Genomic DNA, 21008 nt, shown 5'->3' with positions numbered 1-21008 from the left:
TCGGTAAAAGGTCAGGCGGAAGCCGCCACGAACTGAGCGAATTCGCCGTAACTCGTGAAGCGGTACTCATAACCCAGCCCCAGCCGGTCCGCCGCGGCCTCTGCCTGGGCCTGCAGCGCCGGATCCTCGGTCTGGGCCAGATAGACCACCCGCCGGTAGTTGCCGAAGATCATCGGCAGCAGCTCCGGGTGGCGGTCCAGCCCCATGCCTTCGACGATCAGGGTCTGGAAGTGGCGGACCAGATAGTCGGTCAGGAAGAAGCTGCCCGGCTCCTCCTCCATCAGCCGGTCGAAATCGGCAGTTCCGGCGAAGAAGGCGTAGCAATGCGGGCCGCCGATGCGCTCGGCCCCCTCATCCGCCAGCACCCGGTCGATGGCGCCGCCGCTGCCGCATTCGGCATAGGCGATGCGGATTCGGCTCCAGCCCATGGCGCGGGCGGTGCGGATGCGCTGGCGCAGCCGGTCGGCGATGCGCTCGGGCCGGTTGTGCAGGATGGCGGGCAGGCAGGTGACGGCAACGCGATCCGCGATGCCGTTGGCGCGGATCACGGCCAGCGTCTCGCGCGCCAGGGCACCGCACGCGATCAAGAGCGTCCGATCCGGGCCGGGGTCGACCCCGGCGACGCCGAACCGGTCACCCGACGATGCAGGGGGCCTCAGGCCGTCGCGCTCTTCGCCTGGTTGTGCTTGCGCCGCATGAAGTCCTTGGCCGTCTCCACCGCCACCGCCGCGTCGCGGCAATAGGCGTCTGCGCCGATTTCCCGTGCGAATTCTTCGTTCAGGGGCGCACCGCCGACGAGCACCACGTAGTCGTCGCGGATCCCCTGCTCCTTCAATGTGTCGATGACGACCTTCATATAGGGCATGGTGGTCGTCAACAGGGCGGACATGCCGACGATGTCGGGCTGATGCTCCTCGATCGCCTTCAGGTAGTTCTCGACCGGGTTGTTGATGCCGAGGTCGATCACCTCGAAGCCGGCGCCTTCCATCATCATCGACACCAGGTTCTTGCCGATGTCGTGGATGTCGCCCTTGACCGTGCCGATCACCATCTTGCCGACCTTGGGCGCGCCGGTCTCGGCCAAGAGCGGCCGCAGCACGAACATGCCGCGCTTCATGGCGTTGGCCGCCAGCAGCACCTCGGGCACGAACAGGATGCCGTCGCGGAAGTCGATGCCGACGATGCGCATGCCCTCGACCAGCGCCTTGGTCAGCACGTCGTAGGGCGTCCATTTGCGCGCGAGCAGGATGTTGACGCTCTCGACGATCTCGTCGGCGAGGCCGTCATAGAGGTCGTCCCACATCTGCTCGACGAGTTCCTCGTCGTTCAGCGCGTTCAGGTCGATATCGTCATCCGCCATGGGGGCCCTCGATCGCCGGCTGCTGACTAGCCACGGCTCGCATTAACCGGGATGCCGGGTGTCGCCGCTAGCCTGGAACCGACCCCGACTGCGAAGGCGGCGACACGTCATGCGATCGGCCGGGCGCGGCATCACCGCGCTTGCCAGCCGCCCCCCGCCCCCGGATGATGCCCCTCCTCCGGCCGCACGGTTGCCATGGACCTCCAGGATTCCCTCGTCACCTTCCTCCGCCACTTTCCGCGGACGGACGATGCCACCCTGATCATTCTCAAGGGCCATCTCCTGCTGGAGGAGGAGATCAACAACCTGCTGCAGGAGATGCTGCCCAACCCGCAGGCGCTGGACGGGCTGCAGATCAACTTCTTCACCAAGACCCAGTTCGCCCGCGCCCTGATCAAGAACGAAGCGCTGGACGACATACTGGACGCGGCGGAGAAGCTGAACCGCCTGCGCAACCGGCTGGCGCACAACCTGGAGCCGTCCGGGGTCGAGGCCGCGATCCGCGATTTCGTCACCGCCGCCGACGGGAGGATCCTGGGCGGCGAGACTGCGCCGGAGCAGCAGCTGAAGCGGCGCATCGCCTTCCTCTGCGGCCAGCTGCTGCGCTTCCGCACCGAGTACCGCGCCGCGCGCCAGATCCTGAAGACCAGGGTCGGCGGCGGCAAGTCGAAGCCGAAACGGTCCTGAGGGCGGCCATGCCGAACTGGCGCAACCGCGGCGGCGGGCGGCGCGACCCGGAGCGGGTCGAACGGGCCGTGAAGGCGGACCGGCTGCGGCAGGACCGCCGGGCCAAGGCCAACCTCGAGGTGCAGGAGGCCGAGCGCAACACGCTGGCGATCGGCCTTCTCGCCGAAGAGATCGCCGACCGCGACGCCGCGGCCGAGCAGGAAGCCGATCCCATTCCCAAACGCCGTCCGCCGCGGGATACTGGGTGAATGCGGATCGACATCTTCTTCGACGTGGTCTGCCCCTGGTGCTACATCGGCAAGCACCGGCTGCAGCGCGCCCTGGCGATACGGCCGCTGCCCGGCATCGAGCTCCGCTGGCAGCCTTTCCAGCTGAACCCGGAGATGCCGAAGCAGGGCGTCGACCGGCAGAGCTACATGATCGCCAAGTTCGGCGGGCGCGAGCGCATGCGGCAGATCAACGCCGTGGTCGCCGAGGCTGCCGGCAAGGAAGGCCTGCCGCTGAACCAGAGCGTGATCCGCCGCACCCCGAACACGGTCGAGGCGCACCGGCTGATCCGCCATGCCGGCGAGCTGGGCGAGGCCGACCGCATGGTCGATGCGCTGTTTGCCGCCTATTTCGTCGACGGCCTGGACGTCGGCAATCGCGAGATCCTGATCGGCATCGCGGAAGATCTGGGCTTCGACCGTCGCCGCGTGGGCGGGGTCCTGGCCAGCGAGATCGGCATCGCCGAGATCCAGGCTGCCGACCTGCGGGCCCGGCAACTGGGCATCCAGGCGGTGCCGTGCTTCGTCTTCGACGGCCGCTACGCCGTCTCCGGCGCCCAGGAGCCGAGCGCCTTTCTGCCCCTGCTCGACCTCGCCCGCGAACACGCCGTCTCCGCGCCGCTATCGGAACGGGCGTAGCGGCCCGTTCTACCAGCTCCATTCGATGCGGTATGGAACCGGCGCGATTGAGCACCTCAACGGGTGGCGGCGGAGTCACCCCTCAAGGATGGCCGGATCAGCACATCGGCCGAAATCCCCAGCCTTTCGTGCAGGCGTCGGATCATGTCGATCGACAAGCCCCGTCTACGATTCATCACCTCCGCCACGCGGGCGCGGGTCCCTATCAGCGGTTCGAGATCCCGACGGGTCAGGCCCTGCTGCTCCATTCTGAACCTGATGGCCTCGATCGGATCCGGCGGGTCCATCGGATGGTGCTGGGCTTCATAGGCATCGATCAGGGTCGCCAACACATCCAGTCGATCGCCATCGGCCGTGCCGCTTTTGGCTCCCCACAGGCGTCCGATCTCGCCCAGGGCCTCCTCATAATCCGCCTCGGTGCGGATCGGCCTCACCTCAGTCGCCATGCTGCACCTCCGTCACGTCGATCTGGTCATAGGCCCTGTGGGTGCCGATCCATTTGACCCAGACGATCGCCTTTTCGAAATCGACCGATACGACCAGACGATAGTCGTTGCCTTTGATGTTGAACACGATGCGCTCAGACGTCACGACACTCGCTGTCGCATACAACCGTTTCACGTCGGCAGTGGTGGCCCAACTGGCCTTGCTCACTTCATCGAACCAAGCATCCAGCGCTGCTTTCACCGCCGGCTGGGCCTTCTGACCGGCGAGACTGGCGACGAATTCCCGCAGCGTCCGCCGGGCGATGATCCGCATTTCGAGATCCTACAACGATCCCAATATGGGAGCAAGCAGCCCTACCCCGCGGCCAGATCGGCCAGGCGCTGTACCAGCTTGCGGGCGCCGCCCACCCTATCCTGCGGGGTCTCCCAGCCGCGGGCATAGACCAGCTTCTGGTCCGGACGGACCTTGATCGCCCCGGCCATGCGCTGGATGAAGCCGATCAGCTTGTCCGGCTTGGCGAACCGGTTGTCGCGGAAGCCGATCACCGCGCCCTTCGGCCCGGCGTCCAGCCGCTCCACCCCGGCGGTGCGGCACAGCTGCTTGATCGCCACCAGCTCCAGCAGGTTCTCGACCTCCTCCGGCAGGGCGCCGAAGCGGTCGATCAGCTCGGCGGCGAAGCCGTCCAGCTCCGCCTGGCCCTCCAGCGCCGAGATCCGGCGATAGAGGTCGAGCCGCACCTGCAGGTCGGCGACATAGGTCTCCGGGATCAGCACCGGCACGCCGAGATTGATCTGCGGCGTCCAGCTTTCGACCACCTCGTCCGACGCGCTGATGCCGGCACGGGCGGCGCGCACCGCTTCGTCCAGCATCTGCTGGTACAGCTCGGCCCCGACCTCGCGGATATGGCCCGACTGCTCCTCGCCCAGCAGGTTGCCCGCGCCACGGATGTCCATGTCGTGGCTGGCCAGGGTGAAGCCGGCGCCCAGCGTGTCCAGCGTCTCGATCACGTGCAGCCGCTGCTGCGCCGTCTTGCTCAGCGCCTTGCGCGGACCGTAGGTGAGATAGGCATAGCCGCGCAGCTTCGACCGGCCGATGCGGCCGCGCAGCTGGTACAGCTGGGCCAGGCCGAACAGGTCGGCGCGGTGGATCACCATGGTGTTGGCCGACGGCACGTCCAGGCCGGATTCGACGATCGCGGTGGCCAGCAGCACGTCGAACTGGCCGTCGTAGAAGGCGCTCATCACCTCTTCGAGCTGGGTCGCCGGCATCTGACCGTGGGCGACGGCGATCTTCACCTCCGGCACCAGCTCCAGCAGGGTCTGGTGCGCCTCGGCCAGATCATCGATCCGCGGGCAGACATAGTAGGTCTGGCCGCCGCGGAAATGCTCACGCATCACCGCCTCGCGGATGATCACCGGGTCGAAGGGCAGGACGAAGGTGCGCACCGCCAGACGATCGATCGGCGGGGTGGTGATCAGCGACAGCTCGCGCACGCCGGAGAGCGACATCTGCAGCGTCCGCGGGATCGGCGTGGCGGTCAGCGTCAGCACATGCACGTCCTCGCGCAGCGCCTTCAGCTTCTCCTTCTGCTTGACGCCGAAATGCTGCTCCTCGTCGACGATGACGAGGCCGAGATTCTTGAACGACACCTGCTTCGACAGGATGGCGTGGGTGCCGACGACGATGTCCATGGTGCCGGCCGCCAGCTCGTCCCGCACCAGCTTGGCCTCCTTCGGCGTGACCATGCGCGACAGCTGGGCCACGCGCAGCGGCAGGCCCTTGAAGCGTTCGGAGAAGGTGCGGAAATGCTGCCGGGCCAGCAGCGTGGTCGGCACCACCACCGCCACCTGCACGCCGTTGGCGGCGGCGGCGAAGGCGGCGCGCAGCGCCACCTCGGTCTTGCCGAAGCCGACATCGCCGCAGACCAGCCGGTCCATCGGCCGGCCGGACTGCAGGTCGTCCAGCACCTCGTCGATGGCGCGCTGCTGGTCCTCGGTCTCGGCATAGGGGAAGCGGGCCGCGAACTCCTCGTACAGCCCCTCGGGCGGCGGCAGCGCGGCGGTGGTGCGCAGGGCGCGGGCGGCGGCGATCCGCATCAGCTCCTCCGCCATGTCCTTCAGCCGCTTCTTGACCCGCGCTTTCCGCGCCTGCCAGCCGGCGCCGCCCAGCTTGTCGAGCTGCACGGCCATGTCGCCGGAGCCGTAGCGCGACAGCACTTCGATGTTCTCGACGGGTACGAACAGCTTGTCGCCGCCCTCGTAGACGATGCGGAGGCAGTCATGCGCCGCGCCGCCGACGGTCAGCGTCTCCAGCCCCTCATAGCGGCCGATGCCGTGGTCCTGGTGGACGACGATGTCGCCCGCCGCCAGGGCCGAGACCTCGGCGATGAACTGCTCGGATTTGCGGCGCTTCTTCTGCGGCCGGGTCAGCCGGTCGCCGAGGATGTCCTGCTCGGTGACGACGGCGAGGTCCGGGGCCGAGAATCCGTGCTCGAGCGGCAGCACCACCATGACGGCGCTGGCCGGATTGGTCTTCTCCACGCCGGCCCAGCTCTCGGCCACGGCGAAGTCGGCTCGGCCCTGCTCCGACAGCATCGTGCGCAGCCGGTCGCGGGCGCCGGTGGTGTAGCCGGCGATCAGCACGCGCTTGCCGGCGGTCTTCAGTTCGCCGATGTGATTTCGCACCGCGGCGTAGAGATTGACCTCGGGATTGGCCCGAGCCTCGGCGAAGTCATGGCCGCGGCGGCCGCCGGCATCGATACCGCCCTCCGGCGGGGCAAAGGGTGAGAAATTGGTCACCGGCCGGCCGGCGAGCCCGGCATCCCATTCCGCCACGTCGAGATACAGGCGATCGGGCGGAATCGGCCGGTAGGGTACGCCCTTGGCCTTCTTCTGCGCCGCCTGATGGGTCAGCCGCGCCTCGTAGAAATCGGCGATCTGGGCCAGGCGCTGGTCGCGCGCCTGCTCCAGCTGGTGGTCGAGCGTGACCGAGGCGTCGGGCAGGTAGTCGAAGACCGTATCGAGGCTGTCGTGGAACAGCGGCAGCCAATGCTCCATGCCGGGCTGCTTGCGGCCGGCCGAGATCGCCTCGTACAGCGGGTCGTCGTCGTTGATGGCGCCGAACAGCTCGCGATAGCCGCTGCGGAAGCGGGCGATCGAGGCCGGGTCGAGGAACACCTCGCCCATCGGCTTCAGCGTGATCCGATCGACCTCGCCGGTGGTCCGCTGCGACATCGGGTCGAAGCGGCGGATCTTCTCCAGTTCGTCGCCGAACAGATCGAGCCGCAGCGGCTCCTCGATCCCCGGCGGGAACAGGTCGACGATGCCGCCGCGGACGGCGAATTCGCCCGGCTCACGCACCGTCTGGGCGCGGACATAGCCGTTGCGCGCCAGGAAGCCCTGCAACCCTTCAAGGTCTACCCGCTGCCCGGGCGCGATCGACAGGCTGGCCTCGGCGAAGGCGTCGCGCGGCGGCACCCGCTGCATGGCGGCGCCGATCGTGGTCAGCACGACGAAGGGCCGGCCGGGCTCGCGCGCAACCAGCAGCCGCGTCAGCGCGTCGACGCGCTCCGCCACCGTCTCCGGATTCGGCGAGACTCGGTCATAGGGCAGGCAGTCCCAGGGCGGCAGCACCACGACCGGCAGGTCGGGTGCGAAGAAGGCCAGCGCCGCCTCTAGCGCCGGCAGCCGGGCGTCGTCGCTGGCGACATGCAGCAGGCCCTTGTCGCCGGCCTTGCGAGCCAGCTCGGCGATCAGCCGCGCATCCTGGCCCTGCGGCACACCGCCGATGGCGCGATGCCGGGCGGCGGTGCGGGCGGCGACGGGTTCGGCCAGGGCGCTCATCCGCGCCCCCGCGACCGGGCATAGTCGATCAGCAGCCGCAGGACGTCGCTGTCGGATTCGGAAGGCACGGGCAGCCGCTCGGTCACCCAGTCCCACAGGTCGGGGTCGTTGTTCTCCAGCAGCTCGCCGTAACGGGCGAGCTGATCCGCATCGAGTAGATCCAGCGTCGCGTCGGCGAAGCCGCCGAGCAGCAGGTCGGCTTCACGGGTGCCGCGATGCCAGCTGCGGAAGCGCAGTCGGCGACGCAGCGGCGCGACAGCGGCGCTATCGATTGGCTCGGTCATTGGCTTAAGGTGCGTGTCCACGTGAGCCCCATATAGACCCGAGCCTTGCGTCCGCAAATCCTCTTCCCACTCTTTGCTGCCATCGAATCCCTGCACGGCATCGGTCCGAAGATCGCCCGGCTGATCGAAAGACTGGCCGGGCCGAAGGCGCTGGACCTGTTGTGGCACCTGCCCTCGGGCGTGGTCGACCGGCGCCGGGTGGTCACCCTGCGCGAGGCCCAGCCCGGCGGCATCGTCACCCTGACCCTCAGAATCGACGGCCATATCTGGGGCTCGTCCACCCGCGCGCCGCACCGGGTCCGCGCCTCGGATTCGACCGGGACGATCGACCTCGTCTTCTTCCACGCCCAGGCGAAATGGCTGGAGACGACCTTCCCGATCGGACAGACCCGCATCGTCTCTGGCCGGATCGAGCAGTATCAGGGCAGCCTGCAGATGCCGCATCCCGACCGGATCGGCACGCTGGAGGAACGCGAGGCGATCGCGGTGGTCGAGCCGATCTATCCGCTGACCGCCGGGCTGCAGCCGCGTACCCTGGCCAAGGTGATCGCCGACGCCGTCGCCCGTGCGCCGGAGCTGCCGGAATGGCAAGACGCCGCCTGGCTGCAGCGCCGCGGCTGGCCAGGCTGGCAGGAGTCGCTGCGCCGCGCCCATGCGCCTGAGGATGCGGCCGACCTGCTGCCCGTCGCCCCAGCCCGGCAGCGCCTGGCCTATGATGAGCTGCTGGCCAACCAGCTGGCCCTGGCGCTGTTCCGCCGTTCGACCCGCCAGCGCCCGGGCCGGCCGACCAGCGGCGACGGGTCGCTGCGGGAAAAGGTCGAAGCCGCCCTGCCCTTCGCCCTGACCAACGCCCAGCGCCTGTCCCTGGCCGAGATCTATGCCGATATGGCGGCGCCGAACCGGATGCTGCGGCTGCTGCAGGGCGATGTCGGCAGCGGCAAGACCGTCGTCGCGCTGCTGGCCATGCTGGCAGCGGTGGAGGATGGCCGTCAGGCGGCGCTGCTGGCCCCGACCGAGATCCTGGCCCGGCAACACCGTGAGACGCTGGCGGCGCTGCTGCAGCCGGTCAGGCTGGAGCCGGGCCTGCTGACCGGCCGCGACAAGGGCAAGGCGCGGAAGGAGACGCTGGCCGGGCTGGCCGATGGGTCGATCCGAATCGTCGTCGGCACCCATGCGCTGTTCCAGGAGAGCGTCGAATTCGCCGACCTGGCCGTGGCCGTGATCGACGAGCAGCACCGCTTCGGCGTGCATCAGCGGCTGCAGCTCTCGGCCAAGGGCGAGGGTGTCGACGTGCTGGTCATGACGGCGACGCCGATCCCACGCACGCTGCAGCTGACCGCCTACGGCGACATGGAGGTGTCGAAGCTGACCGAGAAGCCGCCGGGGCGCACCCCGGTCGACACCCGCGTCGTCTCGGTCGAGCGGATCGACGAGGTGGTGGCCGGCATCGGCAGGCATCTGGCCGGCGGCGGGAAAGCCTATTGGGTCTGCCCGCTGGTCGAAGAATCCGAGACCAGCGACCTGGCCGCCGCGACCGACCGGTTCGACGACCTGCGCCGCATGTTCGGCGAGAAGGTCGGGCTGGTGCACGGCAAGATGAAGGCGGCGGAGAAGGACGCGGTGATGGCCGGCTTCGCCGAGGCCGGCATCGACCTGCTGATCGCCACCACGGTGATCGAGGTCGGCGTCAACGTGCCGGCGGCGACGGTGATGGTGATCGAGCATGCCGAGCGCTTCGGCCTGGCCCAGCTGCACCAGCTGCGCGGCCGGGTCGGGCGCGGCGACGCGGCGTCGCGCTGCATCCTGCTGTATTCCCCGCCGCTGTCGGAGACATCGCGGCAACGCCTGGCGACGATCCGCGAGACCGAGGACGGGTTCCGCATCGCCGAAGAGGATCTGCGCCTGCGCGGCGCCGGCGAGGTGCTGGGCACACGGCAGAGCGGCCTGCCGGAGTTCCGCGTCGCCGACATCGATTCCCAGGGCGACCTGCTGGCCGTGGCCAAGGACGACGTCGCCCTGATCCTGAACAAGGACCCGGAGTTGGAAGGACCACGCGGCCAGGCGCTGCGAACTCTATTGTACCTGTTCGAGCATGACAGCAGCGCAAAATACCTGCGCGCAGGATAACGATCCCAAGAATCGGCCACCGCAGGTGCGGTTTGGGCTCGTCGTCCGTGCCGAAATGTCGGACGATACCCCTTCGCAACCGGATGCATCTGCAAGCCCGACGGCGATCGAGCGGGATGCGCGGAACCGAGAAGGGGAAACCACCATGACCGACATCGCTCAAGGGCGAGCCACAGACATCGACGATCCCTATCACCTCACGCCGGAAGGCGTGCGGGAGCCGCCGAAGGGATGGGGCGCCAGCCTGAAGCATCTCGGGCCCGGGCTGATCCTGTCGGCCTCGATCGTCGGGTCCGGCGAGCTCGTCGCCACCACCACGCTGGGAGCCCAGGTGGGCTTCGCCCTGCTCTGGATGGTGATCTTCTCGACCTTCGTGAAAGTCGCCGTGCAGGTCGAGCTGGCGCGCTGGACCATCTCCACCGGCCAGCCGGCCCTGACCGGCTACAACAAGGTGCCGCCGGCGGTCGGGCGCATCGGCTGGGTCAACCTGCTGTGGGTCGTCATGGCGCTGTCGAAGATTCTGCAGGTCGGCGGCGTGCTGGGCGGCACGGCCCTGGCCTTCTCGATCCTGCTGCCGCTGGGCGGAGATCCGCTGGGCACCACGTCGCTCGGGATCTGGACGGCACTGCTGGTCTGCGTCTCGATCGCCCTGCTCTATTCCAACAACTACAGCCTGATCGAGCGCGGCGCGGTGCTGCTGGTCGTGGTGTTCTCCGTCGTCACGGTGGTGATCGCGCTCGGCCTGCCTTTCACGCCCTACCCCTACGCCGCCGGCGACCTGGCGGCCGGGCTGGCCCTGACCATCCCGGCCGGGGCCGTGGGCGCCGCGATCGCCATGTTCGGCATCACCGGCGTCGGGGCCGACGAGCTGACCTTCTACACCTATTGGTGCGTCGAGAAGGGCTATGCCCGGTCGGTCGGCCCCAATGACGGCAGCGAGGCGTGGAAGCGCCGCGCCCGGGGCTGGATCAGCGTGATGTACAAGGACGCCTTCGTCTCCTGGTGCATCTACACCTTCTCGACCATCGCCTTCTACATCATGGGCGCAGCGGTGCTGAACCCGCAGGGGCTGGTGCCGAAAGGCAACGAGATGATCACCACCGTCTCGCGCATGTACACCGACACGCTCGGCGAATGGGCCGGGCTGGCATTCCTGGTCGGGGCGATCGCGGTGCTGGGCTCGACCTTGTGGGCCTCGATCCCGAGCTGGTCGCGGATGTATGTCAACCTGCTGGCCGTCATCGGCGCGGTGGACTGGCACGACACGCGGCAGCGGACACGCTGGATCCGCATCTTCACCGTGGCGCTGCCAATCATCTGGGGGCTGGCCTACATGACCTTGCAGTCGCCGGTGCTGATGATCCAGATCGGCGGGGTGGCCACCGGCATCTTCCTGCTCGCCGCGGTGGTGGCGGTCTGGTACCTGCGGCGGTCCGAGACCGACCCCGACCTGTATGGCGGGGCGGTGTTCAACGCCCTGCTGGTAATCAGCAGCATCGCGATCGTGCTGCTGGGCCTCTACACCGGCGCCAACGTGCTGGGGATTAAGCTGGCCTGAAAGCGGCCGGGGCGCGGGAAAACCGCGCCCCGGTCCGGATCAGAAGTTCAGGATGCTGCCGACGCTCAGGGACGAGGTCTCGAAGTCCGATCCCTGGCGGAACTCGTCCTTCTCGTAGCGGAGCTCGCTGAACACATCGAGGCCCGGCGCCAGGTTGTAGACCAGCGTGCCGATCACGTTGTGGCTGGCCTTCAGATCGTCGCCGTCGGTGAAGGTCGAGTCCAACCCATTGTTCTTCTGCGCCGCCGTATAGGCATAGCCGATCGAGGCCAGCCACGGGCCGGTGGTGTAGGACAGGTCGCCGACGATCGAGTCGATCGCCTTGTCCGCCCGGAACGTGCTGGAGAAATGGGTCCAGCTGGCGCTGGCCCAAAAGCCGTTGGCGAAACCGACCTGGCCGGCCAGGTAATAGGCCTCGAGGTCGTGATTGCCGCTGACGCCGTTGCCGTCATAGGCCATTCCGGAGAAGCGCAGTTCGGTGCCGTCGAAGGTCTGCCGGTAGTCGATGCCGCCGCCGATGACGTTCTCATAGACGGTGGTGCTGTCGTTGATCAGGTCATTGCGACCGCCATTGCCGGCATGGCCGTTGCCGCCGACCACGGGCGTGAAGTCGACGCCGAAGGACAGCCCCGCGAAGCTCGGCGACGTGTATTTGACCTTCGTGTCCTTGCTGTTCAGCCCGCCGAACTGCTGGTACGGCGCCACGGCGAAGAACGCATCACTGCCGCCGATCCAGGTGCCGGGGCTGCGGAAGCCGTTGCCCCAGTCGGTGTCGAGACCGAATTTGGTACCCAGCGTCTGCTGCGCATAGACGTGGAAGTCCTCCGCGATATAGGGCGCATCGCCAAGGGTCACCGTGCCGAAATCGCCCTTCAGGTAGACATAGGTGCGATCGACAGTGACGTCGTTGCGGCGGTCGACATTGTTGAAGCGAATCCGGGCGCCGTATTCCAGGCCGGAATCGGTGACGTTCTTGACGTCGAACTGCAGCCGCGCGCCCGACTCGAAATCGTAGTCGCGATCGATGTCGGGGCTGCGATTGTCGTTGAACAGCACGCCGGCCAGGAAGCCGACGCGGCCCGAAAGCCTGAGCTGCAGGCCCGAGGTCACGTTCGCGTCCTCGGCGTGGGCCGCGCAGGTGGCGGCGAGGGCCGCCAACGCGGCCGCACAGAAAAGGCTCTTCCTCATGGAAACCTCTGATCGCAAGCGATCGTTTCGGGGATGACGCGGCGCACCATGCTCCCGGATATCGAGAATACAAATTAAAACCAACGCCGTAGCCGAAATGTCACGATCCCATCGCGCAGCATCGCCCGCCCGACCCCATTGCGCTTCGTCCGGGATCAGGCCAGGAAAGCGATGATGAAGCCCCTCGATCCCGCCAAGATCCGCCTTGCCGAAGACGGCCCCGATTTCGTGCCGCGGCCGCATCAGCGCGTCGCCCGCGACGCCATCCTCGCGGCGCGGGCGGCGGGACGGCCGGGCTTCCTGCTGGGCGACCTGACCGGGCTGGGCAAGACCCTGTCGGCCTGGCTGGCGGTCGCAGCGATGCCGGAGGCCGAGGTGCTGGTGATCTGCCCGAAGGGCGCCGTGCCGCAATGGCGCCGGACCATCGCCCGCTCCGGCACCGCGGCGAAGCGGGTGACCCTGACCAACTTCGAGAAGACCAAGTCGCTGCTGGCACCGCCGCCCGCCAGCACCAAACGCTCGACGCGAGCCAAGAACAATGAGCTGGCGAAGCACGGCACGCCGAAGCGGACCTGGCCGATCGTGGTGATCGACGAGGCGCACCGCATCCGCAACCCGAACTCGCAGCAAGGCTTGGTCTGCCGGCAGATGGCCGCAGCCGCCGAGTTCACGATCTATATGAGCGCCACTGCCGGCCAGGCGCCGCACGAGCTGTCCTATCTCGGCCGGCTGCTGGCCGAGGCCGCGGGCGGCGTCGCCGGCGACCTCGACGGCTTCCGCACCCTGATGAAACGGCTGCGCATCGGCCGCGCCAAGGGCCGCTGGAAGAACTGGAGCTGGGAGCCGAACCCGGAGGATCGCCGTGTGATGGCCGATCTCCTTTACAAAGGGCCCAAGGCGATCGGGCTGCGCCGCCGGCCGGAGGATATCGCCGGCTGGCCCGAGGTGCAGCGCGAGCTGGCGCCGACTGCGCTGGACGCGCCTGCCCGGCGACTCTACGAGGCGACGTGGCGCGAGTTCCGGCGCGAGCTCGGCCTGGCCGCCGGCAGCACCCGCCGCGCCACCGGCTGGGCCGCCGATCTGCGCTTCCGGCAGAAGGCCAGCCTGCTGCGCATCGCCGGCACCGCCGATTTCTGCGACGACCTGCTGGCCAACGGGCAGCAGGTGGCGGTCTCGGTCGCTTTCCTGGAGACCAGCGCCATGCTGGCCGAAACGCTGCGCGGCCGCGGCTGGTCGGTCGGCGAGATCAACGGCACCCAGTCCGGCGAGACCAACGAGAATGTCCGGATCGCCTTCCAGACCGGCCGGCTGGACGCGGTGCTGTTCACGGTGACGGAATCGATCTCGCTGCATCGCGGCGAGCTGCCGGGCGGAGAGCGCGACCGGTCGCTGGTGGTGCACGACATGCGCCACAGCGCCATCCAGCTGCAGCAGATCGAGGGGCGCTGCCACCGCGACGGCGAGCGCGCGGTGATCTACTACGCCTATGCCGAGGGCACGGTGGAGGAGAACGTGGCCGCCACGGTGATCGCCCGCATGGCGTCGATGGAGGCGATGGCCGGCGACGACACCGCCATGCTCGACGCCATCTCCGCCGTGGTCGAGACCGCGGCGCTGCGGCGCGATGCGGCCTAATATCCAGTTGTGAGAATGCCCTGATGAATGCGGACGATGTGCTGAGACGCTACCAGGATCTGCCCGACTTTGCCGGGACCGACCTGTCCGACGTGAACCAGCCGGGAGTCTTCGGCGACGCCCCGATCCATGTCGCGGCGAATCGCGGCCGGACCGATGAGATCACGGCGCTGCTGGACGGCGGCGCCGATGCGAATGCGTCGGGCGAGCTCGGCAACACCCCGCTGCACGAGGCGGTGGTGCAGAACCGGATCGAAGCTGTGAAGCTGCTGCTGGAGCGTGGCGCCGATCCGCAGCGGAAGAACCATTTCGGCGGCTCGCCGCTGGATGCCGCTCGCTCCCGCGAGAACCGGCGCCTCGTCCGGCTGCTGGAAGGCGGCGCTCCGGCCCGCCGGTGACTACCAGAGGTTCTTGCCGTCGATCACCGTCACCGGCACTGCGTCCAGGTCGAAATCGTCGAGCAGCCGGGCGTTGATGCTGACCTTGGGGTTGCTGAAATCCGGCTGGCCGGTGCTGAAGTCCGGCGTCTCGGTATAGGTGGTGCAGCCGCAGACACCGCAGTGGTGGTGGTGGATGGTGTAGCTGCCCCACTGATAGGTCGACACCCGGTCGCGCGCCGTCGTCAACTTGAAGTCGGCGGCGGGGTAGTAGCCCCACAGCGCGCCGCGCTTGGCGCAGAAGGAGCAGGTGCAGCGGGTGACGCTCTCCGGCGCCGTCGGCACCTCGAACTGCGTCGCGCCGCAATGGCAGCTTCCCTTGACCGTCATGGCGTTCCACCCTCTTTCGCCCGGTGAGTCCCGGCCGGGCAGTGTGGCCGAGATCGCGTGCGCTATGCCACCGCCGTAGCTCCGATCACGTCGGCCAACGCCTCGACGGCATCGACCATGCGGTCGGTCGCTTCGAGCAGTGCGATGATCACCGGCAGATCCGCCTCGGGCTGGCGGGCCAGATCGAGCAGTTCGCTCAGCGCCCGGTGGCGCGCCGGCAGGTCGGGCGGGATCGCCGGCGCCCGATTGTCGCGCAGGGCGGTGGCCAACTCGCCCAGGGCGACGGCGATGGCATGGCCGAACGATGCGATCGCGGCGTGCTTCGCCAGCGCCGCGCCGCCATGGTCGTGCAGCGCGCTTTCCAGCGCCATGCCGGCCCGCAGGATGCGGTTGGCATTGGCGAAGATCGCCTCGGCCCGCGCCGGCTGAGCGGGATCGGCCGGCTCGACCCGCAGCCGCTCGACCGAGGCCTGGGCGTTGACCCGGGCGGCGCGAGCGGCGGTACGGGCCTCGGCCTGAGCCTTCGCGTCGGTGCCCAGCAACGCCCCCAGATAGGCGGCATAGGCGTCGAGCATGGCGGCGATCACCGGCCGCTCCCGCCCGCGCTCCCAGGTCGGCCACAGCAGATAGGCGGCCAGCGCCAGCAGGCTGCCCAGCACCGTGGCGACGCCGCGGTCCAGCAGCGTGTGCCCGGCCGGTTGCCCGGCCAGTCCCAGCAGCAGCACCACCACGGCGGTCAGCAGCGACACCGCCAGGCCGTAATGCACCGGCGCGAGGTAGCGGAAGCCGAAATAGAGCGGCGCGATCAGCAGCGCCTGGGCCAGCGGGTGGTCGGCCACCAGATAGACGACCGCCGTGGCCACCAGCAGGCCGGCCAGGGTGCCGAACATGCGCAGCAGGCCGAAGCTGACGGTGCCGCCGAAATCCGGCTTCAGCACGATCACCACCGTCATGGCGATCCAGTAGAACTGCGGCAGGCCGATGGCGCGGCCCAGCGCCTCCGCCGCCACCACGCAGACGGTCAGGCGCAGCGCGTGGCGGAAGGCGGCGGAGGACAACGACAGGTTGGCACGCAACGTCGCCAGCGGCGCGCCGGGCCGCAGCGCCGCCGGCTGCAGGGCATCGCGCTCGGCCGCCCGCCGGTCGCCGCGGACGCCGGCCTCGGCCGAGTTGCGGAGCGCGGCGCGCAGCGCTCCGGCCAGCCCGATCGCCCGCGCCTCCGCCAGATGCAGGCGGGAGCGGAGGAGCGGCTCATGCGCCGCGTGGCGAGCGTCGCGCAGAGCGGCCAGCGCCGCCTCGAACCCTTTCAGCGCCGCCCCGCCCTCCATCGGCCGGCCCTGGCGCAACGCCATGCCGAGGCCGCGCAGCACCACCGCGGCCTGGCGCATCACGGCCGGCAGCGCCGGGTCCTCGACCTGGCCGCGCAGGTCGGACAGTGCCAGCAGCTCGAGCCGGATGCGCTCGGCCAGGCCCAGCAGCACCCGGAACGCCTCCACCCCGCGGATCCGGGCGGCGCCGCTGCGGGCCAGCAGCAGTTGTGCCTCACCCAGGGAATCGGCCAGCGACATGAATTCGGTGTCCTCCGGCATCGCCCGCGCGATCTCCGACAGCATGCGGTAGACCGCGGCCAGCGCGTCGCGCTCCGGCTGGTAGATCCTGAGCGGCCAGGCGGCCACGGAGAACAGCGTGGCCAGCAGGCCGCCGGCGAAGAACAGGCCGGCGGCGGCCCAGGGGTCGAAGCCATGGCCGGCGGTCCCGGCAGTCACCACCAGCACGATCAGGATCGCGGTGCCGCCCTGCATCGCCACCGGGCCGAGCGCCACCAGCATGGCGAGCAGGAAGGCCGAGACCGCCAGCACCGGCAGGAAGGGCAGCCATTGCGTGCCGAGCGAGAAGCCGGCCAAGGCCGCCAGCCCGGTGCCGACCGAGATCAGCAGCATGCGGCGCAGGCGCAGCGCATGCGGCCCCGGCGCATCCGAGGTCACGACATTGAGCGCGCCGCCGGCGACGGCGAGCCCGACATCGGTCTGGCCGAGCAACACGCCGAGGATCACGGGCAGGGCCACGGCCAGCGCGTTGCGCAGCGCCACCGGCCAGGGAATGGTGGCGCGGTTCCACTGCACCAGCGCCATCAGCAGCGGTGATCGCCGGCGGGTCGCCACCCCCGTCACCGCCACGCCGCCTGCCACCCTCGAACGATCATCCACCCGCCTTCATCGAATCGTCCCCCGGGCCATGATGCCCGGCGATGCTGCACGGCGTCGACCGTCGATCCGGTCCCTGCGGACATCGATTCTTCATCCGCGTGCAACAGATCCGTCATCCCCGCTCCCTATCATCCGCGAGACGCAGCGGAACCGGATACCGGCCGCGGCACCAAAGCTCGCTTTTTCGACACATCCGATTGCCGCCGCTCGTCGGGCCGCCCGATGCGCGGGTGATTTGCCATGACGGGCGATCGGCAGCAGCAAGGAGCCGACCGTGCGGGTGATCCAGATCAGCGATACCCATCTGAGCCCCGGCAAGAGCCACTTCGCGCCGAACTGGGCGCCGCTGGCGGAGTGGCTGCAGGCCGCCCGGCCGGACCTGGTGGTCCACACCGGCGACCTCAGCGTCGACGGGGCGGATGTCGAGGCCGATCTGGAGCATTGCGCCGAGCTGCTGCGCGCCCTGCCCTTCCCGGTGCTGTCGGTGCCCGGCAACCACGATGTCGGCGACCTGCCCGGCACCCGCCAGCCGGCCAATCGCGAGCGGCTGGAGCGCTGGCGCCGCATCGTCGGGCCGGATCGCTGGGTACACGACCAGCCCGGCTGGCGCCTGGTCGGGCTGAACAGCCAGGTCATCGGCAGCGGTGATGAGGAGGAGGCGGCGCAATTCGCCTGGCTGCAGGGCGTGCTGGAGGCCTGCGAGGGCCGCGGCGTCATGGTCTTCACCCACAAGCCGATCTTCGTCGACCAGCCGGACGAGGGCGACACCGGCTATTGGAGCATCCGCCCGGCGCCGCGCCGCCGGCTGCTGGAGCTGTTCGAGCGGCATGGCGTGGCCCTGGTTGCCAGCGGCCATTTGCACCGCGCCTGGACCGGCGCCCATCTCGGCACCCGGTATGTCTGGGGGCCCTCCTCCGGCTTCATCGTCGGGCCGATGGAGCGCGACATGCCGGGCGACCGGATCCTCGGCGCCGTGATCCACACGCTGGACGAGACGGTGTCGAGCGAGATCGTCGAGCTGCCGGAGCTGCAGCCCTTCGTGATCGACGACGTAATCCACGAGGTCTATCCGCGTCACCAGCCCGTCGAGGCCATCTCGTGACCGGCCTGACGCTGCGCCGCATCAGCAAGGCCTTCGGCGGCAACCGGATCCTGCAGGACGTCACCATCGAGGCCGCGCCGGGCGAGTTCATCGCCCTGGTCGGCCCGTCCGGCTGCGGCAAGACCACCCTGCTGCGCATCGCCGCCGGGCTGGAGCATGCCGACACCGGAACGGTGCAGCTGGGCGACCGCGACATCACCGCGCTGCGCCCGGCGGCGCGCGACATCGCCATGGTGTTCCAGTCCTACGCCCTGTATCCGCATCTGACCGCCGGGCAGAACATCGCCGTGCCGCTGGCGATGCGGCGGCTGTCGACGGCGCAGCGCCTGCCCTTCATCGGCAATCTGATGCCCGGCCAGCGGACCCTGCGCACAGAGATCCAGGCCTCGGTCCGCGAGACGGCTGCCAGCCTGAGGATCGACCACCTGCTCGACCGCAAGCCGGGCCAGATGTCCGGCGGCCAGCGCCAGCGTGTCGCCCTGGCCCGGGCCCTGGTGCGCCGCCCCGCGGCCTTCCTGATGGACGAGCCGCTGTCGAATCTGGACGCCAACCTCCGGGTCCACACCCGCGGCGAGATCGTCGAGCTGCACCGCCGCGCCGGCGTCACCACGCTGTATGTCACCCATGACCAGTCCGAGGCGCTGAGCATGGCCGACCGGGTCGCGCTGATGATGGGCGGCCGGCTGCTGCAGCTCGACACGCCGTCCCGCATCTACACCGACCCGGCGCATGTCGAGGTGGCGCAGTTCATCGGCAGTCCGCGCATCAACCTGCTGCAAGCGGTGCTGGACGACACGCACGCCGCCCGCATCGGCGGCCGGGTCCTGGTCGACGGTATCGAGGCCGTGCCCGGGACCGCGGTGACGCTGGGCATCCGGCCGGAGGCGCTTCGCTTCCTGATGGCGGGTCAGCCCGGCTTGGCCGCAACGGTGCGCCGGCTCGAGTTCCTGGGCTCCGAGCTGCTGGTGTTCCTCACATTGGCCGACGGGGCGGAGCTGGTCGCCAAGACCGCCCCGGCCCTGGCGGCCGAGCTCGCGCCCGGCGCCGCGGCGACGCTGGCGATCGACGCTGCCGACATCCTGGTCTTCGGCCCCGAGGGTGGCCGCGTGTCGGTGTCGGCGGCGCCGCTGCGGATCGCGGCCCATGGCTGAGCTGGCATTCGACGACGGCACCGCCCGCCGGGCCGCCCGGGCCGCGGCGCGGGCGGAGGGCTTCGCCGCCTGGCGCCTGTCCGGCCCGGCGGTGCTGCTGCTGGCGGTCCTGGTCCTGGCCCCGACCCTGGCAGTGCTGGGCTTCAGCCTGACCGACTACGAGCTCGGCTATGATGGCGTCACCTTCATCGGCCTCGACAACTACGCCGAGCTGCTGGGCGACCGGACCTTCCTGATCTCGCTGAAGAACACCGCGGTCTACACCGCGATCGTCACCCCGGCCTCGGTGCTGCTGGGTCTCGGCGTCGCGCTGTTGATCGAGGCGGAGACGCGCGGCCGGGCGCTGTTCCGCACCGTCTACTTCCTGCCCGTCGCCTCGCTGCTGGTGGCCATGGCCACGGTCTGGCAGTACCTGCTGCATCCCAGCATCGGCCCGGTGAACGAGATGCTGCGGCTGGTCGGCCTGCCCGGCCCGAACTGGCTGGGCGACAGCAAGACCGTGCTGCTGAGCCTGGCGCTGATCGGCGTGTGGCAGTCGGTCGGCTTCAACATGGTGCTGTTCCTGGCCGGGCTGACCGCGATCCCGCGCGAGCTGTACGCCGCCGCCGAGATCGATGGCGCCGCCAGTGCCTGGGAGCGGTTCCGGCTGGTGACCTGGCCGATGCTGGGGCCAACCACGCTGTTCGTGATCACCATCAGCGTGGTCAACGCGGTGAAGGTGTTCGAGACCGTCGGCACGCTGACCCAGGGGGGCCCGAACAAGGCGTCCGAGGTCCTGCTCTGGACCATCTACCAGGAGGGCTTCGTCTATCTCCGGGTCGGCTACGCCTCGGCGATGACGGTGGTGTTCCTGGCCGTGCTGGTGGTGCTGATGCTGGTGCAGTACCGCGTCCTCGACCGCCGGGTGCACTACGCATGACCGCGTGGCCCCCCCTGCGGATCATCCGCCTGGCCCTGCTGTCGCTCGGCGCCCTGGTCTTCGTCGCGCCCTATCTGTGGATGCTGTCGGTCGCGATGAAGCCGCAGGACGAGATCTTCTCCTCCTCCCTGTCGCTGCTGCCGCACCGCTGGGCGCTGGTCGAGAATTTCACCAAGGCGCTGACCCGGGTGCCGATGGGGCAGATCCTGCTGAACGGCGTGATCGTCTGCGGCCTGATCCTGGTGCTGCAGGTGCTGGTCGCCGTGCCTTGCGCCTATGCCATGGCCAAGCTGCGCTTCCGTGGATCCCGGGCCATGGTCACCATGATCATGCTGGGCCTGCTGGTGCCGATCCATGCCATCGCCCTGCCGATCTATGTGGCGCTGTCGGCCAGCGGCACGCTGAACACCACTGTCGCGCTGGTGGCACCCTTCACCATCTCGGTGTTCGGCATCTTCCTGTTCCTGCAGTTCTTCCGGGCGATGCCGGACGACCTGATCGCCGCGGCCCGGCTGGACGGGATGTCGGAGCTGGCGATCGTCTGGCGCGTCATCGTGCCGAACGCCTGGCCGGCGATCACCGCCTTCGCGATCTTCTCGGTCGTCGCCCATTGGAACGACCTGTTCTGGCCGCTGATCGTGGTCAGCGACACCCGCATGGCGACCCCGCCGCTGGGCCTGCTGTTCTTCCGCGCCGCCGAGGCCGGCGACGACTATGGCGCGCTGATGGCGGCGACGGTGATCGTCACCCTGCCGCTGGTCGCCGCCTTCCTGGCCGCCCAGCGCCGCTTCATCGAAGGCATCACACTGACCGGGCTGAAGGGCTGACC

20 protein-coding genes are annotated in these 21008 nt (G+C 69.2%); 11 read left to right on the top strand and 9 right to left on the bottom strand.

Features of this window, described 5'->3' with window-relative positions; translation table 11 throughout:
* Positions 1-11 precede the first annotated feature (11 nt).
* A complete protein-coding gene (locus tag QFZ27_RS21265) occupies positions 12-587 on the bottom strand; it encodes a DUF1638 domain-containing protein (protein ID WP_429228434.1) in 576 nt (191 codons plus the stop codon).
* 68 nt (positions 588-655) lie between these two features.
* Positions 656-1360 (bottom strand): corrinoid protein, encoded by a 705-nt coding sequence (locus QFZ27_RS21260; RefSeq protein ID WP_429228433.1) that lies wholly within the window; start codon positions 1358-1360, stop codon positions 656-658.
* A gap of 195 nt (positions 1361-1555) precedes the next feature.
* Between QFZ27_RS21260 and QFZ27_RS21255 the strand changes: the two genes are divergently transcribed.
* The 3 genes from QFZ27_RS21255 to QFZ27_RS21245 are packed head-to-tail and all read left to right on the top strand — an operon-like array spanning position 1556 to position 2952.
* Positions 1556-2047, top strand: a complete 492-nt coding sequence (locus QFZ27_RS21255) for a hypothetical protein (RefSeq protein ID WP_429228432.1) — start codon at positions 1556-1558, stop codon at positions 2045-2047.
* Between the two features lie 8 nt (positions 2048-2055).
* Positions 2056-2295, top strand: a complete 240-nt coding sequence (locus tag QFZ27_RS21250) for a hypothetical protein (protein WP_429228430.1) — start codon at positions 2056-2058, stop codon at positions 2293-2295.
* A complete protein-coding gene (locus QFZ27_RS21245) occupies positions 2296-2952 on the top strand; it encodes a DsbA family oxidoreductase (protein WP_429228429.1) in 657 nt (218 codons plus the stop codon).
* 56 nt (positions 2953-3008) lie between these two features.
* Here QFZ27_RS21245 and QFZ27_RS21240 read toward each other — a convergent pair whose 3' ends face one another.
* The 4 genes from QFZ27_RS21240 to QFZ27_RS21225 are packed head-to-tail and all read right to left on the bottom strand — an operon-like array spanning position 3009 to position 7525.
* A complete protein-coding gene (locus QFZ27_RS21240; RefSeq protein ID WP_429228428.1) occupies positions 3009-3398 on the bottom strand; it encodes a helix-turn-helix domain-containing protein in 390 nt (129 codons plus the stop codon).
* Entirely contained in the window at positions 3388-3711 is a 324-nt protein-coding gene (locus tag QFZ27_RS21235; RefSeq protein ID WP_429228427.1) for a type II toxin-antitoxin system HigB family toxin, read from the bottom strand. The genes QFZ27_RS21240 and QFZ27_RS21235 overlap by 11 nt, the downstream gene beginning before the upstream one ends.
* Positions 3712-3752: 41 nt before the next feature.
* Complete coding sequence (gene mfd / locus QFZ27_RS21230) at positions 3753-7241, bottom strand: transcription-repair coupling factor (protein ID WP_429228426.1); 3489 nt, start codon at positions 7239-7241, stop codon at positions 3753-3755.
* On the bottom strand, positions 7238-7525 hold the full coding sequence (locus tag QFZ27_RS21225) for an FAD assembly factor SdhE (protein ID WP_429228425.1): 288 nt from the start codon (positions 7523-7525) through the stop codon (positions 7238-7240). Before QFZ27_RS21225 ends, mfd begins: the two co-directional genes overlap by 4 nt.
* 45 nt (positions 7526-7570) lie before the next feature.
* Here QFZ27_RS21225 and recG point away from each other — a divergent pair, with 45 nt between their 5' ends.
* Together recG and QFZ27_RS21215 are read left to right on the top strand one after the other, a co-directional pair.
* On the top strand, positions 7571-9652 hold the full coding sequence (gene recG / locus QFZ27_RS21220; RefSeq protein WP_429228424.1) for an ATP-dependent DNA helicase RecG: 2082 nt from the start codon (positions 7571-7573) through the stop codon (positions 9650-9652).
* Positions 9653-9797: 145 nt separating this feature from the next.
* A complete protein-coding gene (locus tag QFZ27_RS21215; RefSeq protein ID WP_429228423.1) occupies positions 9798-11210 on the top strand; it encodes an Nramp family divalent metal transporter in 1413 nt (470 codons plus the stop codon).
* 39 nt (positions 11211-11249) lie between these two features.
* On the opposite strand, the gene QFZ27_RS21210 is transcribed toward QFZ27_RS21215, so the two are convergent.
* Entirely contained in the window at positions 11250-12398 is a 1149-nt protein-coding gene (locus tag QFZ27_RS21210) for a porin (RefSeq protein WP_429228422.1), read from the bottom strand.
* A gap of 174 nt (positions 12399-12572) precedes the next feature.
* On the opposite strand from QFZ27_RS21210, the gene QFZ27_RS21205 reads away from it, so the two are divergent.
* Positions 12573-14033 (top strand): DEAD/DEAH box helicase family protein, encoded by a 1461-nt coding sequence (locus tag QFZ27_RS21205; protein WP_429228421.1) that lies wholly within the window; start codon positions 12573-12575, stop codon positions 14031-14033.
* A gap of 23 nt (positions 14034-14056) precedes the next feature.
* On the top strand, positions 14057-14431 hold the full coding sequence (locus tag QFZ27_RS21200; RefSeq protein WP_429228420.1) for an ankyrin repeat domain-containing protein: 375 nt from the start codon (positions 14057-14059) through the stop codon (positions 14429-14431).
* Here the strand turns inward: QFZ27_RS21200 and QFZ27_RS21195 are convergent, their stop codons facing one another.
* Together QFZ27_RS21195 and QFZ27_RS21190 are read right to left on the bottom strand one after the other, a co-directional pair.
* Positions 14432-14800, bottom strand: coding sequence for a GFA family protein (locus QFZ27_RS21195; RefSeq protein ID WP_429228419.1), 369 nt, complete (start codon positions 14798-14800; stop codon positions 14432-14434).
* A 62-nt stretch (positions 14801-14862) separates the two neighbouring features.
* Entirely contained in the window at positions 14863-17007 is a 2145-nt protein-coding gene (locus QFZ27_RS21190) for an FUSC family protein (RefSeq protein WP_429228417.1), read from the bottom strand.
* Between the two features lie 274 nt (positions 17008-17281).
* Here QFZ27_RS21190 and QFZ27_RS21185 point away from each other — a divergent pair, with 274 nt between their 5' ends.
* Genes QFZ27_RS21185 through QFZ27_RS21170 form a run of 4 tightly spaced genes read left to right on the top strand, consistent with a single transcriptional unit; the run spans position 17282 to position 21006 of the window.
* Complete coding sequence (locus QFZ27_RS21185; RefSeq protein WP_429228416.1) at positions 17282-18109, top strand: metallophosphoesterase family protein; 828 nt, start codon at positions 17282-17284, stop codon at positions 18107-18109.
* A complete protein-coding gene (locus QFZ27_RS21180) occupies positions 18106-19260 on the top strand; it encodes an ABC transporter ATP-binding protein (RefSeq protein WP_429228415.1) in 1155 nt (384 codons plus the stop codon). The genes QFZ27_RS21185 and QFZ27_RS21180 overlap by 4 nt, the downstream gene beginning before the upstream one ends.
* Positions 19253-20179: a carbohydrate ABC transporter permease gene (locus QFZ27_RS21175; RefSeq protein ID WP_429228414.1), complete on the top strand. Its 927-nt coding sequence runs from the start codon at positions 19253-19255 to the stop codon at positions 20177-20179. Before QFZ27_RS21180 ends, QFZ27_RS21175 begins: the two co-directional genes overlap by 8 nt.
* Entirely contained in the window at positions 20176-21006 is an 831-nt protein-coding gene (locus QFZ27_RS21170) for a carbohydrate ABC transporter permease (RefSeq protein ID WP_429228413.1), read from the top strand. The genes QFZ27_RS21175 and QFZ27_RS21170 overlap by 4 nt, the downstream gene beginning before the upstream one ends.
* The last annotated feature ends 2 nt before the right edge of the window (positions 21007-21008 follow it).

Origin of the sequence: Inquilinus ginsengisoli (assembly GCF_050434925.1) — a bacterium.
GTDB lineage: Bacteria > Pseudomonadota > Alphaproteobacteria > DSM-16000 > Inquilinaceae > Inquilinus > Inquilinus ginsengisoli_B.
The sequence above is the reverse complement of the archived record's forward strand: the minus strand, read 5'-3'. Positions and strand labels throughout refer to the sequence as shown.

Excerpts from the sequence above, each read along its gene's own strand:
- QFZ27_RS21170 (WP_429228413.1), top strand. The coding sequence starts at position 20,176 with ATGACCGCGTGGCCCCCCCTGCGGATCATCCGCCTGGCCCTGCTGTCG.
- QFZ27_RS21240 (WP_429228428.1), bottom strand. The coding sequence starts at position 3,398 with ATGGCGACTGAGGTGAGGCCGATCCGCACCGAGGCGGATTATGAGGAG.
- QFZ27_RS21255 (WP_429228432.1), top strand. The coding sequence starts at position 1,556 with ATGGACCTCCAGGATTCCCTCGTCACCTTCCTCCGCCACTTTCCGCGG.
- QFZ27_RS21200 (WP_429228420.1), top strand. The coding sequence starts at position 14,057 with ATGAATGCGGACGATGTGCTGAGACGCTACCAGGATCTGCCCGACTTT.
- QFZ27_RS21225 (WP_429228425.1), bottom strand. The coding sequence starts at position 7,525 with ATGACCGAGCCAATCGATAGCGCCGCTGTCGCGCCGCTGCGTCGCCGA.
- QFZ27_RS21215 (WP_429228423.1), top strand. The coding sequence starts at position 9,798 with ATGACCGACATCGCTCAAGGGCGAGCCACAGACATCGACGATCCCTAT.
- QFZ27_RS21250 (WP_429228430.1), top strand. The coding sequence starts at position 2,056 with ATGCCGAACTGGCGCAACCGCGGCGGCGGGCGGCGCGACCCGGAGCGG.
- QFZ27_RS21260 (WP_429228433.1), bottom strand. The coding sequence starts at position 1,360 with ATGGCGGATGACGATATCGACCTGAACGCGCTGAACGACGAGGAACTC.
- mfd (WP_429228426.1), bottom strand. The coding sequence starts at position 7,241 with ATGAGCGCCCTGGCCGAACCCGTCGCCGCCCGCACCGCCGCCCGGCAT.
- QFZ27_RS21210 (WP_429228422.1), bottom strand. The coding sequence starts at position 12,398 with ATGAGGAAGAGCCTTTTCTGTGCGGCCGCGTTGGCGGCCCTCGCCGCC.
- QFZ27_RS21175 (WP_429228414.1), top strand. The coding sequence starts at position 19,253 with ATGGCTGAGCTGGCATTCGACGACGGCACCGCCCGCCGGGCCGCCCGG.
- QFZ27_RS21205 (WP_429228421.1), top strand. The coding sequence starts at position 12,573 with ATGAAGCCCCTCGATCCCGCCAAGATCCGCCTTGCCGAAGACGGCCCC.
- QFZ27_RS21245 (WP_429228429.1), top strand. The coding sequence starts at position 2,296 with ATGCGGATCGACATCTTCTTCGACGTGGTCTGCCCCTGGTGCTACATC.
- QFZ27_RS21195 (WP_429228419.1), bottom strand. The coding sequence starts at position 14,800 with ATGACGGTCAAGGGAAGCTGCCATTGCGGCGCGACGCAGTTCGAGGTG.
- QFZ27_RS21235 (WP_429228427.1), bottom strand. The coding sequence starts at position 3,711 with ATGCGGATCATCGCCCGGCGGACGCTGCGGGAATTCGTCGCCAGTCTC.